Annotated in this window: 14 protein-coding genes; 7 read left to right on the top strand and 7 right to left on the bottom strand. The window is 69.6% G+C overall.

Annotated features, from left to right (window positions below):
* Positions 1 to 8: 8 nt before the first annotated feature.
* Complete coding sequence (locus AB0A63_RS26085; protein ID WP_360396071.1) at positions 9 to 1,142, bottom strand: BMP family ABC transporter substrate-binding protein; 1,134 nt, start codon at positions 1,140 to 1,142, stop codon at positions 9 to 11.
* A 504-nt stretch (positions 1,143 to 1,646) separates the two neighbouring features.
* On the opposite strand from AB0A63_RS26085, the gene sdhC reads away from it, so the two are divergent.
* Genes sdhC through AB0A63_RS26065 form a run of 4 tightly spaced genes read left to right on the top strand, consistent with a single transcriptional unit; the run spans position 1,647 to position 5,034 of the window.
* Positions 1,647 to 2,069 (top strand): succinate dehydrogenase, cytochrome b556 subunit, encoded by a 423-nt coding sequence (sdhC, locus tag AB0A63_RS26080; RefSeq protein WP_053737536.1) that lies wholly within the window; start codon positions 1,647 to 1,649, stop codon positions 2,067 to 2,069.
* A 1-nt stretch (position 2,070) separates the two neighbouring features.
* Positions 2,071 to 2,478 (top strand): succinate dehydrogenase hydrophobic membrane anchor subunit, encoded by a 408-nt coding sequence (locus tag AB0A63_RS26075; protein ID WP_360395977.1) that lies wholly within the window; start codon positions 2,071 to 2,073, stop codon positions 2,476 to 2,478.
* 22 nt (positions 2,479 to 2,500) lie between these two features.
* Positions 2,501 to 4,255 carry a succinate dehydrogenase flavoprotein subunit gene (gene sdhA / locus AB0A63_RS26070; RefSeq protein ID WP_360395975.1) on the top strand — a complete coding sequence of 585 codons (1,755 nt, stop codon included), beginning with the start codon at positions 2,501 to 2,503 and terminating at the stop codon, positions 4,253 to 4,255.
* Complete coding sequence (locus tag AB0A63_RS26065) at positions 4,255 to 5,034, top strand: succinate dehydrogenase iron-sulfur subunit (protein WP_360395973.1); 780 nt, start codon at positions 4,255 to 4,257, stop codon at positions 5,032 to 5,034. The genes sdhA and AB0A63_RS26065 overlap by 1 nt, the downstream gene beginning before the upstream one ends.
* 126 nt (positions 5,035 to 5,160) lie before the next feature.
* On the opposite strand, the gene AB0A63_RS26060 is transcribed toward AB0A63_RS26065, so the two are convergent.
* Positions 5,161 to 6,423, bottom strand: a complete 1,263-nt coding sequence (locus AB0A63_RS26060) for a D-alanyl-D-alanine carboxypeptidase family protein (RefSeq protein ID WP_360395971.1) — start codon at positions 6,421 to 6,423, stop codon at positions 5,161 to 5,163.
* Between the two features lie 61 nt (positions 6,424 to 6,484).
* Here AB0A63_RS26060 and AB0A63_RS26055 point away from each other — a divergent pair, with 61 nt between their 5' ends.
* Together AB0A63_RS26055 and AB0A63_RS26050 are read left to right on the top strand one after the other, a co-directional pair.
* Complete coding sequence (locus AB0A63_RS26055; RefSeq protein WP_053737542.1) at positions 6,485 to 6,712, top strand: SCO4848 family membrane protein; 228 nt, start codon at positions 6,485 to 6,487, stop codon at positions 6,710 to 6,712.
* 9 nt (positions 6,713 to 6,721) lie between these two features.
* On the top strand, positions 6,722 to 7,072 hold the full coding sequence (locus tag AB0A63_RS26050) for a hypothetical protein (protein WP_360395969.1): 351 nt from the start codon (positions 6,722 to 6,724) through the stop codon (positions 7,070 to 7,072).
* 96 nt (positions 7,073 to 7,168) lie between these two features.
* Here the strand turns inward: AB0A63_RS26050 and AB0A63_RS26045 are convergent, their stop codons facing one another.
* Positions 7,169 to 7,822: a hypothetical protein gene (locus AB0A63_RS26045; RefSeq protein ID WP_360395968.1), complete on the bottom strand. Its 654-nt coding sequence runs from the start codon at positions 7,820 to 7,822 to the stop codon at positions 7,169 to 7,171.
* Positions 7,823 to 7,926: 104 nt separating this feature from the next.
* Between AB0A63_RS26045 and AB0A63_RS26040 the strand changes: the two genes are divergently transcribed.
* On the top strand, positions 7,927 to 8,862 hold the full coding sequence (locus AB0A63_RS26040; protein WP_360395966.1) for a hypothetical protein: 936 nt from the start codon (positions 7,927 to 7,929) through the stop codon (positions 8,860 to 8,862).
* A 4-nt stretch (positions 8,863 to 8,866) separates the two neighbouring features.
* Here the strand turns inward: AB0A63_RS26040 and yhjD are convergent, their stop codons facing one another.
* The 4 genes from yhjD to AB0A63_RS26020 form a co-directional block, all read right to left on the bottom strand.
* Positions 8,867 to 9,853, bottom strand: coding sequence for an inner membrane protein YhjD (gene yhjD, locus AB0A63_RS26035; protein WP_360395964.1), 987 nt, complete (start codon positions 9,851 to 9,853; stop codon positions 8,867 to 8,869).
* Between the two features lie 24 nt (positions 9,854 to 9,877).
* Positions 9,878 to 10,903 carry a tryptophan--tRNA ligase gene (gene trpS / locus AB0A63_RS26030; protein ID WP_360395963.1) on the bottom strand — a complete coding sequence of 342 codons (1,026 nt, stop codon included), beginning with the start codon at positions 10,901 to 10,903 and terminating at the stop codon, positions 9,878 to 9,880.
* Between the two features lie 27 nt (positions 10,904 to 10,930).
* Positions 10,931 to 11,125 (bottom strand): hypothetical protein, encoded by a 195-nt coding sequence (locus AB0A63_RS26025; RefSeq protein ID WP_360395962.1) that lies wholly within the window; start codon positions 11,123 to 11,125, stop codon positions 10,931 to 10,933.
* A gap of 122 nt (positions 11,126 to 11,247) precedes the next feature.
* Positions 11,248 to 13,770, bottom strand: coding sequence for a bifunctional FO biosynthesis protein CofGH (locus AB0A63_RS26020; protein ID WP_360395961.1), 2,523 nt, complete (start codon positions 13,768 to 13,770; stop codon positions 11,248 to 11,250).
* Positions 13,771 to 13,790: the final 20 nt, after the last annotated feature.

Genomic DNA, 13,790 nt, shown 5'->3' with positions numbered 1-13,790 from the left:
CTTCCGGACTACGGCTTGTCCTTGACCGTGATCTTGCCCTCGATGATCTGGGCCTTGTAGCCCTCGAGGATGCCCTGCAGCTTCGCGTCGATCTTGCCACCCGTCGTGGCGTAACCGACGCCGTCGACCTTCAGGTCGAAGACCTTCGGCAGCGACGCGAGGTCGTTCTTCGCGACGGCGGCGATGTAGTCGTAGACCGCGACGTCGACGCGCTTGAGCATGGACGACACGATGACGTCCTTGGTGTCGGCGACGGTCGCCTGGTTGTACTGGTCGGAGTCGACGCCGATGGCCAGCACGCCCGCCTGCTTGGCGGCGGAGAAGATGCCCTTGCCGGACGCGCCGGCGGCCTGGTAGATGACGTCCGCACCCTTGTCGATCTGGCCCTTCGCGGCTTCCTGGCCCTTCGGGGCGTCCTGGAAGCCGGTGAAGTCACCCGCGGGCGTGATGTACTTCTTCTCGACCTTGATCTTCGGGGCGGCGGTCTGCGCACCCTGGAAGTAGCCGGCCTCGAACTTCTGGATCAGCGGGATCTCGACGCCGCCGACGAAGCCCACGTGGCACTTCTTGCTCTGGTACGCGGCGATGACACCGGCGAGGAAGGAACCCTCCTGCTCGGCGAACAGCAGCGGCGTCACGTTGGCCGCACCGTCGACGGAGCCGTCGACCAGCGAGAACTTGACGTTCGGGAACTCCGCGGCGACGAGCTTCATCGACTCGGCGTAGGCGAAGCCGACACCGATGATCGGGCTGAAGCCCTCGGCGGCCAGCTGGCGCAGCCGGGTCTGCTTGGCGGACTCGTCCTCGTTCGGGGCGGCGGACAGCTCGCGCGTGTTCTCCTTCTTCACGCCCATGTCCGAGATGGCCTTGTCCAGACCGGCGGCGGCGGAGTCGTTGAACGACGCGTCGCCACGGCCACCGATGTCGTAGGCCAGACCGATCTTCAGCGCGCTCGCATCCACCTTGGCGCCGTTGGCGGCGCTGGTGTTCGAGGTGGTGGGCGCGGGCGGAGCCGCGGCGAACTCGCAGGCGGCACCAGTACCAGCGCTCGAGTTGTTGCTTCCGCCACCCGAGTCCTTCGCGCAGGCGGCCATAGTCATCACGCTGGTCAACGCGATCGCGGCGACCGCGACACCACGCATACGACGACGCACGGCTCGTCTCCTCCCTGAGGTTCCTCCCCAACGACGTTGTTGGGTCCTAGACGCGGCACCGTACCTCTTAGTAACCAACCCCGTTGCCGCCAGCACCTACAAAGACCCCTATCGGTTACGCATTCGACGCTTTGACCGCACGAGTGGTGATCAGCCGTGTTCGCCGCGTGGCGGAAAAGTCCGCTTCGGCCGCTTCCGGGCCTTGGTCGTCGTCCCAACGGCCCAGTGGCGCGGCCCGAAGAGAGGTCCGGTAACTGTGAAACTTCTGCTACGGCTTCACACCGCCCAGCTGGCGTACTCGCCGGTAGCTGTGGCGTGGACCGCATTTCCGTATCGATAAAGACCGCTTGGCCGATCGACAGCGTGTCTCGTCAGTCACAGAGCGGGTACGCCTGCTGGGTCCGTCCCAACGTGCAGGACTACGATTTTCCGGTCATGGTCGGGATGAACCGTTTCGCCGACCACCACCACTGACGTTGGAGGCCGCGGCGCATGACCAGCGCAGGCGCACCCGAGCGGTCGGGCACCACCCGAGGGGGTGGGACGCTCTACCGCGGTGATCTGGGCATGTGGTCCTGGGTCGCCCACCGGATCACCGGTGTCCTCACGTTCTTCTTCCTCTTCACCCACGTGCTCGACACCGCACTCGTGCGGGTGTCACCGAACGCGTACGACGCGGTGATCGAGACCTACAAGAACCCGGTCGTGAACCTCTTCGAGGTCGGCCTGGTCGGCGCGGTGCTCTACCACGCGCTCAACGGCATCCGGGTCATGCTGGTGGACTTCTGGGAGAAGGGCGCCAAGTACCAGCGGGTCATGCTCTGGGTCGTGCTGGCCGTCTGGGTCGTCGTGATGATCCCCGGCTTCTACTTCATGATGGAGCGCACGATCTCCGACCTGGTTGGGGGTCACTGACATGTCTCTCGCACTCGACAAGCCCCGCTCGCCGCGCCGCCCCGCGGCCCGCCGCGGCAACGGCGAGCTCCGCAGCTGGCTGTTCATGCGGCTGTCCGGCCTGCTGCTCGTGGTCCTGGTCCTGGGCCACCTGTTCATCATGAACATCCTCGACGGCGGCGTCCACAAGATCAACTTCGCCTTCGTCGCCGGCCGCTGGTCGTCCCCGTTCTGGCAGTTCTGGGACCTCTCCATGCTGTGGCTCGCTCAGCTCCACGGCGGCAACGGCCTGCGCACGGTCATCAACGACTACGCGCGCAAGGACTCCACCCGGTTCTGGTTGAAGATGCTGCTCTACGTGTCGATGGTGCTGATCATCTCGCTCGGCACGTTCGTGATCTTCACCTTCGACCCGAACATCTCGAACTGACCCGCGCGGGGAGCCCACCACAATGCAGTTCCACAAGTACGACGTAGTCATCATCGGCGCTGGTGGTGCCGGTATGCGCGCGGCGATCGAGTCCGGCCAGCGCGCCCGCACCGCGGTGCTGACGAAGCTCTACCCCACCCGGTCCCACACCGGCGCGGCCCAGGGCGGCATGTGCGCCGCCCTCGCCAACGTCGAGGAGGACAACTGGGAGTGGCACACCTTCGACACGATCAAGGGCGGCGACTACCTGGTCGACCAGGACGCCGCCGAGATCATGGCGAAGGAGGCGATCGACGCCGTTCTCGACCTCGAGAAGATGGGCCTGCCGTTCAACCGCACGCCCGAGGGCAAGATCGACCAGCGCCGGTTCGGCGGTCACACGCGCAACCACGGTGAAGCCGCCGTGCGCCGCGCCTGCTACGCCGCGGACCGCACCGGTCACATGATCCTGCAGACGCTGTACCAGAACTGCGTCAAGCACGGCATCGAGTTCTTCAACGAGTTCTACGTGCTCGACATCTGCCTCACCGAGACGGAGAACGGCCCGGTCTGCACCGGTGCCGTCGCGTACGAGCTGGCGACCGGCGAGATCCACGTCTTCCAGGCCAAGTCCGTCGTGTTCGCGACCGGTGGCTTCGGCAAGGTCTTCAAGACCACGTCGAACGCCCACACGCTGACCGGTGACGGCATGGGCATCGTCTTCCGCAAGGGCCTGCCCCTGGAGGACATGGAGTTCTACCAGTTCCACCCGACCGGCCTGGCCGGTCTCGGCATCCTGCTGACCGAGGGTGCCCGCGGCGAGGGCGCGATCCTGCGCAACGCCTCTGGTGAGCGGTTCATGGAGCGCTACGCCCCGACCATCAAGGACCTGGCGCCGCGCGACATCGTGGCCCGCTCGATGGCCCTCGAGGTGCTCGAAGGCCGTGGCGCCGGCCCGAACAAGGACTACGTGCTGCTGGACTGCACGCACCTCGGTGCCGAGGTCCTGGAGACGAAGCTGCCGGACATCACCGAGTTCGCCCGCACCTACCTCGCGGTCGACCCGGTCGTCGAGCCCGTCCCGGTCTACCCGACCGCGCACTACGCGATGGGCGGCATCCCGACGAACATCCACGGCGAGGTGCTGCGGGACAACGACAACGTCGTCCCCGGCCTCTACGCCGCCGGCGAGTGCGCCTGCGTCTCCGTGCACGGCGCGAACCGCCTCGGCACGAACTCGCTGCTGGACATCAACGTCTTCGGCCGCCGCGCCGGCATCGCCGCAGCCGAGTACGCGCTCTCCCGCGAGTCGCACGTCGAGCTGCCGGAGAACCCGGCCGCCGCCGTCGAGGCCCAGGTCGCCCTGGCGCTGTCGGAGCACGGCCAGGAGCGGGTGGCGGACATCCGCACCGAGCTGCAGGCCACGATGGACGCCAACGCGTCCGTCTACCGCACCGAGGACACGCTGAAGACGGCGCTGCACGACGTCCAGGCCCTGAAGGAGCGCTACGCGCACATCCAGGTGCAGGACAAGGGCAAGCGCTTCAACACCGACCTGCTGGAGGCCGTCGAGCTCGGCTTCCTGCTGGAGCTGGCCGAGGTGCTCGTGGTGGGCGCGCTCGCGCGCAAGGAGTCCCGCGGCGGTCACGCGCGCGAGGACTACCCGAACCGCGACGACACGAACTTCATGCGCCACAGCATGTTCTACAAGCAGGGCGAGGGCCTGGCCGCGGACATCCGGCTGGACTACAAGCCCGTGACCTTTACCCGGTACAAGCCGATGGAGCGCAAGTACTGATGACCGCCACCGCTGAAACCACTGCTGGCTCGCGCGGCTCCCAGCCGCCGGTTCCGGACGGCGCTGTCACGGTCACCGTCAAGATCCGGCGCTTCAACCCGGAGGTCGACGACGAGCCCCGCTGGGACTCGTTCGAGATCCCCGCGCTGCCGTCGGACCGCGTGCTGAACCTGCTGCACCACATCAAGTGGTACGTGGACGGCACGCTGACGTTCCGCCGCTCCTGCGCCCACGGCATCTGCGGTTCGGACGCCATGCGCATCAACGGCGTCAACCGCCTGGCGTGCAAGGTCCTGCTGAAGGACCTGCTGCTCAAGGACAAGCAGACCACCATCACCATCGAGCCCATCAAGGGCCTGCCGGTGAACAAGGACCTGCTCGTCGACATGGAGCCGTTCTTCGAGGCCTTCCGCGCCGTCAAGCCGTACCTCGTGACCTACGGCAACGAGCCGACGCGGGAGCGGATCCAGTCGGTCGCCGACCGCGAGCGCTTCGACGACACCACCAAGTGCATCCTGTGCGCCTGCTGCACGACCTCGTGCCCGGTGTACTGGACGGAGGGCTCGTACTTCGGTCCCGCCGCGATCGTCAACGCGCACCGCTTCATCTTCGACTCGCGGGACGAGGGCGCCGAGGAGCGGCTCGACATCCTCAACGACGTCGACGGCGTGTGGCGCTGCCGCACCACGTTCAACTGCACGGACGCCTGCCCGCGTGGCATCCAGGTCACCAAGGCGATCCAGGAAGTGAAGCGCGCGCTGCTGTTCAAGCGCACCTGATCTCCCCCGTTCGACGACGGCGCCGCGTTCCCCCCTCGGGGACGCGGCGCCGTGTCGTTGCACCCGGTGTGCCGACGACGAGGGCCCCGGCGCGGTGTGCGCCGGGGCCCTCGTGGGAGAACGCTCTCAGAAGCCCTGTGCGGCCTGGGCGGCCTGGCGGCGTGCCCGTGCCGCCTTGGCCCTCTTGTTGCGGAGGTAGAGGAACACGGCGGCCAGCAGGCCCACGCCGGCGGCGGCCGTGATGGGGAGGCCGACGGTGCCGAACATGGTCGGGGCCGGGCGGCCGTTGGCGCTGTCACCGGGTGCCGCCACGGCGTCCGCGTCGGCGTTCTGGGTGGAGGTCACCCTCGGCTTGGGCTGCGGGGCGCCGTCCACGAGCTTGCCGACGCCGCCGGGGCCCATCGCGAAGCCGTAGTCGAGCAGCTTCGAGGCCTGGGTGGTGATCGGGGTCGGCGTCTGCTGGCCGCGCAGCAGCACGACGACGAGGCGGCGGCCGTTGCGCTCCGCGGCACCCACGTAGGTGTGCTGGGAGTCGTCGGTGAAGCCGGTCTTGCCGCCGATCGCGCCCTCGTAGTTCGAGAGGAGGCGGTTGTCGTTGGTCAGCATGATCGTGCCCCCGTTGCGGCCGGGGAACTGCGACTGCTTCAGCTTGATGGCGCTGGCGAACTCGTCGTACTTCATGGCGCCGCGGAAGATCAGGGCGACGTCGTAGGCCGACGTGCTGGTGCCGGGGCCGTCCAGACCGGACGGCGTGACCGCGCGGGTGTCCAGGGCGCCGAGCTCGCGGGCCATGGCGTTCATCTTGCCCAGCGCCCTCGGCACGCCGCCGAGCTGGCGGGCGAGGGTGTGCGCGACGTCGTTGCCGGAGGTGAGCAGCAGGCCGTGCAGCAGCTGGCGGACGGTGTACTGGCCGCCGTCGCGCAGGCCGACGCAGGTGCACTCCTGCTGCGTGTCCTCCGCGGAGGCGGTCACCACCATGTCGCCGCGCAGCTCCTTGGCCACGACGAGCGCGAGCAGGACCTTCATGACGCTCGCGGGGCGCTGACGGCCGTGCGGGTCGTACGCGGCGATGACGGCGCCGCTGTCCATGTCGGCCAGCAGCCAGGAGGCCGCGGTGTTGCCGCTCGGGGGCTGCGCCGAGTTCGGCGGGAGGATCAGGCCGCACTCGCCGAGCCGGTCACCACCGATCGGCTTCTCGGGCACCTCGAGCGGTGCGGGGGCCTTCTGACCGGGCGCCGGCTGCTCGGAGGTGTCCACGGGCGGGGGCGGGGTCTCGCGGTTGGCGCACTGGGCGGCGAGGTTCTGCTGTGCCGTGCCGGTCGGTGCGGCGAACGCGGCTGTGGCCAGGGCGAGGACCAGGGCGACGATGAGCCGATGGGTGAAGGGCACGCCCCCAGGCTATCCACCCCCGTTCAACGTCTTGCACGCACCACGTCCGATACTGGTCGCCGTGAAGCTCTCGCGCCCGATGTCACTCTTCCTGGTGGCTTTCGGAGTGTGGTCGTGGGTGATCTGGCCCACGTTCCTGAAGAACATCTGGAACGACCCGCGTTCGTTCAGCGACGGACCGACCCCGTTCTTCACGGTGCACCTCGTGCTCGTGATCGCCTCGCTCGTCTTCGGCACCGTCATCGGCGTGCTGGGCGTGCGGGGTTTCCTCGCTACCCGACGTCGATAAGGAAACGCTGTGGAGTTCGTACGCCTGGTGCTGGTCTTCCTGCACCTGCTGGGCATGGGCATGCTCGTCGCGATGATCATGTTGCAGGCGAGGGCCGGCAAGGACGCCCCGGTGAACAAGGGCTGGCTGCACGGCGCCGCCCTGCAGCTGCTCACCGGCCTGGCGCTGGTCGGCATCGACCCGCTCGTCGACTCGGTGAAGTACGACCACGTCAAGATCGGCGTGAAGCTGGCCGTCGTCGTCGCCATCGCGGTGGTCGTCGCGATCACCGTCAACAAGCCCAAGGCCCCGTCCTGGCTGCTGCCGACCGCCGCCTCGCTGGTCGTGCTGAACGTGGGCATCGCGGTCTTCTGGACCTGATCGAGGGAAGTCCTGCTCACTCGCGGGTGACGTTGTCCCAGATCACGCGCGGCCCGATGTGGGCGGCGACACGATCGCGGGCATGTCTCGTATCGCCTACATCGGTGTGCTCACCGCGGGCGCGGTGCTGACGTTCGCCGGACTGCACGGCGCGTCGCCGGAGGCCTCCGCCTCCGGCGACGGCCAGGTGTGCGCCGCCTCGTGGTGCCCGCAGGAACGCCTCGCCCCCGTGGAAAGAGGCGAACCCACGACCAAGACCTCGTGGACCAAGCCGTCGACGACCACGACGACCCCCACGACGACCACGACCGACTGCACGACCACCACCACCGGCTCGACCACGACGACCACCGGTGCGACCACCACGACCACGGACTCCACGACCACCGGTTCGACGACCACGACGACCGGCTCGACCACGACGACCGGTTCGACGACCACGACCACGGGCTCGACGACCACCACGACCGGCTCGACGACGTCCACGACGACGTCGACCACGGACTCGACGACGACCACCACCCCGTCGAGCACGACCAGCACCACCGACACGTCCAGCACCACCACGACACCGGTCACGACCACGACGCCGGTGACGACGACAACGCCGGTCACCACGACGACGTCCGCCACGAACGCGACGACGCCGCCGGCCACGACCACCAAGCCCGTCGCCGCGCCACCGCGCCACGACGAGGGCCACCTGGCCTCCACCGGCGCCTCGACCGGCTGGCTGGCCGCACTGGGCACGCTGCTGCTCCTCGCCGGCGCGCTCCTGCTCCTGCTGAACCGCACCAGGCCCGCCCGGCGCTGACCGCTCCGGAACTGTCGGTGGTCCTCGTCACACTGGTGACGTGCGAATCGACCAGCTGCGCGAACGCAGCGACCTCGGCGTCATCACCACCGCGACCCTGAAGTCCCTGGGCGTCTCGAACCCCTGGCACCGGTGCGCCTCGGGCGGGCCGTGGCAGCGCATGTACCCCGGTGTCGTGCTGCTGCACAACGGCCCGCCCACCCAGGACCAGCACCTCACGGCGGCCCTGCTGCGCGCGGGCCCCGGTGCCGCCGTGACGGGGGCGGAGGCCTGCCGCCGCCACGGCCTGCCCGCCCGCGGCCGCGAGCTCCACCTGCTCGCACCGGCCCCGGTCCGCGGCAGCGGCCGGCTGGTCGTCGAACGCGCGTCCCCGATGCCGCCGACCACGACCGTCGACGGCTTCCCCCTGGTGCGCCCGGCCCGCGCGGTCGTGGACGCCTGCCGTCAGCTCCGGTCGGCGGACGAGGTGACGGCCCTGGTCGCCGCCGCGATCCAGAGGGGCCGCTGCACCCCGGAGTCCCTCCGCGAGGAGGCCCGCACCCACCGCTTCGGCGCGAAGCTGGTCCGCTCGGTCCTCGCCGACCTGGGCCGGGCCGAGTCGGTGGCCGAACGGGACGCCCGCCGCCTCTCCCGCCGCATCCGCCTGACCACCCCGCACTGGAACGCCACCGTCGTCGACGCGCGCGGCCAGGTCGTCGGCAGACCGGACGCGTGGTTCGACGACGTGGCACTGGCCTGGGAGATCGACTCGCGCGCGTTCCACTGCGGAGCTCGCGACTACGAGCGCACGCTCGCCCGCAACACGAGGTACGCGGCGGCGGGAATCCTCGTCGTGCAGACGCTGCCGGCGCGGTTGAGAACGCACCCGGACCAGGTGGCGACTGAGCTGAGACGGGCCTACGAGGCCGCCGGGGCCCGGCCTCGGCCTGCGGTGCGGATCGCGCCGGACGACCCGGCCGCGCCGCGGGGGTGGTGAGCGGCTACCGCCTCTTCCACCTCAGCCCCACCAGCGCGCCGAGCACGGCGCCGACCCCGACCATCAGCGAAGGAGAGGGCCCCGGCCGCACCGACACGACCGGCGAGATCACCGCGGGAGCCGGGGCCTGCACGACCTCGGGCTCCCGGTTCTCCTTCGCGGTCGCCGTCCACGCGGTGATGAACAACATGAACTGCGCCACGAGGTTCGCGAACACGAGCACGCCGATGACCGACCCGAACGCGGCCGAGGTCGGCGACTTCGTCGTGAACGACAGGAAGATCGTGGCGGCCTGCTTGAGCACCTCGAAGCCGATCGCGGCCGCCAGCGCGCCGCGCACGGCGCTCCGCCAGCCGACGGGCTTGCGGGGCAGGCGCGCGAGCACCCACAGGAACACCATCCAGTTCGCGAGCAGCGACAGCACGATCGTGCCGATCCGCAGCAGCACGTGCGCCCAGCCGGCGTCCTCGAACCCCAGCCACTTCAGGACCTGCTCGGCGAACCCGGAGCCCGCGGCCGTGATGCCGAAGGACAGCACGATCGCCAGCCCGAGCCCGACCAGCGACAGGAGGTCCCGCCACAGCGTCCCCAGGAACGGCAGGTCGCCCTTGGCCTGACCCCACTGCGCGGTCAGCGCGTCGCGGAGGTTGCTCATCCAGCCGAGACCGGAGTAGGCGGCGCCGAGCAGACCGATGATGCCGACGGTGCCCTTCGACTCCAGGGCGGTGTCGACGGCCTCGTTGATCTGGGTGCGCAGCTGCTGGTCCGGCACGGCCTCGGCGATGCCGGCGCGCAGCGACGCGAGCAGGTCGGGCTGCGACTGCAGCACGAAACCGGCGACGGCGAAGCCGATCATCAGGATCGGCACGAGCGAGAGCACGCTGAAGTACGTGACCGCCGCGGCGTGCTGGGTGCCGTACCGCTGGTCGAACCGCTCGTACGCGCGGATGATGTGGTCGAGCCACGCGTACTTCTGCCGCCACTTGTCCACGGGTAGGACGCTAGTGCAACCGCACTACTCGGGCAGAACGAAGCCGATCTTCTCGTACGTGCGGCGCAGCGTGCCGGCGGCGACGTCGCGGGCGCGCTCGGCGCCGGTGGCGAGGATCTTGTCCAGGCCGGCCACGTCGTCGAGGTACGTGCGGACGCGGTCCTGCACCGGCGTGACCCACTCGGTGAAGACCTCTCCGAGGTCCTTCTTCAGGTCGCCGTAGCCCTTGCCGTCGTAGTCGGCGACCAGCGACTCGACCGTGCGGCCGGTCAGCGCCGAGAAGATGGTGAGCAGGTTGGAGACGCCCGGCTTGTTCTCGACGTCGAAGACGATCTCGCGGCCGGTGTCGGTGACGGCCGAGCGGATCTTCTTCGCGGACCGCTTCGGGTCCTCCAGCAGCTCGACGACGCCGCCGGGGACCGACTTGCTCATCTTCGCGGTCGGGTCCTGCAGGTCGTAGATCTTGGCCGTGTCCTTGACGATGTACGCCTCCGGCAGGCGGAAGGTCTTGCCGTAGCGCGAGTTGAACCTGGTCGCGAGGTCGCGGGTCAGCTCCAGGTGCTGGCGCTGGTCCTCGCCGACCGGCACGTAGTGCGCCTGGTACAGCAGGATGTCCGCGGCCTGCAGGATCGGGTAGGTGAAGAGGCCGACGCCGACGGCGGCTTCCTGACGTGCGGACTTGTCCTTGAACTGGGTCATCCGCGAGGCCTCGCCGAAGCCGGTGAGGCACTGCATGACCCAGCCGAGCTGGGCGTGCTCGGGGATGTGGGACTGGACGAACAGCGTCGCGCGGTCCGGGTCGATGCCCAGCGCGAGCAGCTGGGCCGCCGAGACGCGGGTGTTCTGCCGCAGCTCCTTGGGGTTCTGCTCCACGGTGATGGCGTGCAGGTCGACGACGCAGTAGAACGCGTCGTGGTCCTCCTGCAGGGCCACCCACTGCCGCACCGCACCCAGGTAGTTGCCGAGGTGGAACGAGCCTGCCGTGGGCTGGATGCCGGACAGGACACGCGGCCGACGAACGGGCTGTGCGGGTGCGTTCTCCGTGGACACGGGAGAAATCTTCTCAGACCGGGGAAATCAGCTCAGCGGGGTGTCCTGCTGGACCAGGTCGACGCGCTGGTTCTGCGCCGACACCACCGCCGGCTTGCGGCGCTGCTTCACGAAGCCGTACACCAGACCACCGACGCCCGCCGTGACCGCGATCAGACCGACTGGACCCGCAGCGGTGCCCGAGACACTGCTCTCAACAGCAGCGCTCAGTACAAAACTCACGCCTTGCACTTGCCGAGCCTCCCCAAAGCACAGACCACCCCGGAACGGGTGAACCTTGCTGACTGATTGGCCGCCAAGCTACCGAGGACCGGTAGCGTCCATGCGCCAAGTCAGACTATCGGTCACCGGTGATCGGATCGCACTCGCCCATATGTCGTAGTTCGCTGACGGGCGTTACGCCCTGCTAGTGAAGCCATGGTGTTGAGCTCACGCACAGTGCGCGCCGACCCGTGTTCGGACCCGGCCATGCGGCTGATCGTCTCCTCCATCAACGTGCCGCCGAGGTCGTTGGCACCGCCGTTGAGGATCTCCGCGGTGCCCTCGTCGCCGAGCTTGACCCACGAGCACTGGATGTTGTCGACGCGGCCGTGCAGCGCCAGCCGGGCGAAGGCGTGCACGGCCCGGTTGTCGCGGCGGGTGGGGCCGGGCCGGGCGACCCCCGCCAGGTAGATGGGGGCGTTGCGGTGCACGAACGGCAGCGCGACGAACTCGGTGAGCCCGCCGGTGCGGTCCTGCAGCTGCGCCAGCACCCGGAAGTGGCTGAGCCAGTGGCCGGGGTGGTCGACGTGGCCGTACATCATCGTGCTCGACGAGCGGATGCCCAGCTCGTGGGCGGTGCCGACGACGTCGAGCCAGGTCGCGGTCGGCAGCTTGCCCTTGGTCAGCACCCAGCGCACGTCGTCGTCGAGGATCTCGGCCGCCGTGCCGGGGATGGTGTCGAGCCCGGCCTGCTTGAGCTCGGTCAGCCACTCGCGCACGCTCACGCCCGCCTTGGCCGCGGCGGAGACGATCTCCATCGGGCTGAACGCGTGCACGTGCATGTCCGGCAGCCGCTTCTTGATCGCGCGGACGACGTCGGCGTAGTAGGTCACCGGCAGCTTGGGGTCGATGCCGCCCTGCATGCAGACCTCGGTGGCGCCCGCGTCCCACGCCTCCTGCGCGCGGTCGGCCACCTCCTCCGCCGAGAGCCGGAACGCGTCGGCGTCGCGCTCGCGTTGCGCGAAGGCGCAGAAGCGGCAGCCGACGTAGCAGACGTTCGAGAAGTTGATGTTGCGGTTGACCACGTAGGTGACGTCGTCGCCGACCACCTCGCGGCGCAGCTCGTCGGCGAGCCGGACGAGGTGCTCCAGCGCGTCGCCGTCGGCGGTCAGCAGCGCCATGGCGGCGTCGGTGTCGCCGAGCAGGGCGGCCGGGTCGTCCGCCGCGATCTTCAGTCCACGTTGGACGTCTTCAGGAAGTCGTTGCGGCGCAACGGGGACCTTGAGCTCGTCCCAGTCGCCGTAGACCTCGTCGAAGTCGCCGCGCCGGTCGCCGGTGCGGCCCTCGGTGTCGATCGCGGTGTTGAGGTCGGCGCGGCCGTAGGTGTCGAGACCGCCGTCCGGTTCCTGCCACTCGCGGCCGGCGACCTCGGCGTCCGGGTTCGCGAGCCCGTTCTCCAGCGCCAGCGCGGAGACGTGGGCGGTGAGCCGGGTGTCGATCCACTGCCCGGCGGTCGCGCGGACGTAGCGCGGGTAGACGTTCAGCCGTTCCCGCAAGGAGAAACCGGCGGCACGCGTGATGCCGGCGAGCTCGTCGACCTGCGGCCACGGCTTCTCCGGGTTGACGTGGTCGGGCGTGACCGGCGAGACGCCGCCCCAGTCGTCGACGCCCGCGCGCAGCATGAGGCCGAACTCCCCGCCGACCAGGTTCGGCGGTGCCTGCACGCTCACGGTCGACGGCATCACCAGGCGCGCGACGGCGATCGTCGCGGCGAGCTCGGTGAGGTCGGCGTCGGGCATGCCGCGCATCGCCGTGTCCGGCTTGGCGCGGAAGTTCTGGATGATGACTTCCTGGATGTGCCCGTACTGCTTGGCGATCTGCCGCATGGCGAGCAACGACTCCGCGCGCTCGGTCAGGTTCTCGCCGATGCCGATCAGGATGCCGGTCGTGAACGGCACGTTCACCCGGCCCGCGTCGGTGAGCACGCGCAGCCGGACCGCGGGGTCCTTGTCCGGGCTGCCGTGGTGCGGGCCGCCCTTCTCGCTCCACAGCCGTTCCGCGGTGGTCTCCAGCATCATCCCCATGCTGGAGGCCACGGGACGCAGCCGCTGCAGCTCCTCCCAGCTCAGCACGCCGGGGTTGAGGTGCGGCAGCAGCCCCGTCTCCTCCAGCACCGCGATGGCGCTGGCCCGCACGTAGTCCAAAGTGGACTCGTAGCCGCGCGCCTCCAGCCACTCCTTCGCGGCCGGCCACCGGTCCTCCGGCCGGTCGCCGAGCGTGAAGAGCGCTTCCTTGCAGCCCTGCTCGGCTCCCGCGCGCGCGATCGCCAGCACCTCGTCGCGCTCCAGGAACGCGGCGGGCAGCTTGTGCGGCACGGTGGCGAACGTGCAGTAGTGGCACCGGTCCCGGCACAACCTGGTCAGCGGGATGAACACCGACCGGCTGTACGTGACGACCCCCGGCCGCCCCTCGGCGAGCAGGTGCGCGTCCCGCACCCGCCCGGCCGCGGCCAGCAGCGCGTCCAGGTCCTCCCCGCGCGCGTGCAGCAGCACCGCGGCCTCGGTCGCGTCCAGCACGGCACCGTCGGCGGCCCGGCGCAGCGCACGCCGCAGGGCCGCAGCGCTCGGACGGGGCTGCGGTGGGTTCAGAGAGATGTCCACTGCCACGTCAACGACCTTAGGCCGCC

The sequence above is a fragment of the Lentzea sp. NPDC042327 genome (assembly GCF_040647275.1).
Taxonomy (GTDB): Bacteria; Actinomycetota; Actinomycetes; order Mycobacteriales; family Pseudonocardiaceae; genus Lentzea.
The sequence above is the reverse complement of the archived record's forward strand: the minus strand, read 5'-3'. Positions and strand labels throughout refer to the sequence as shown.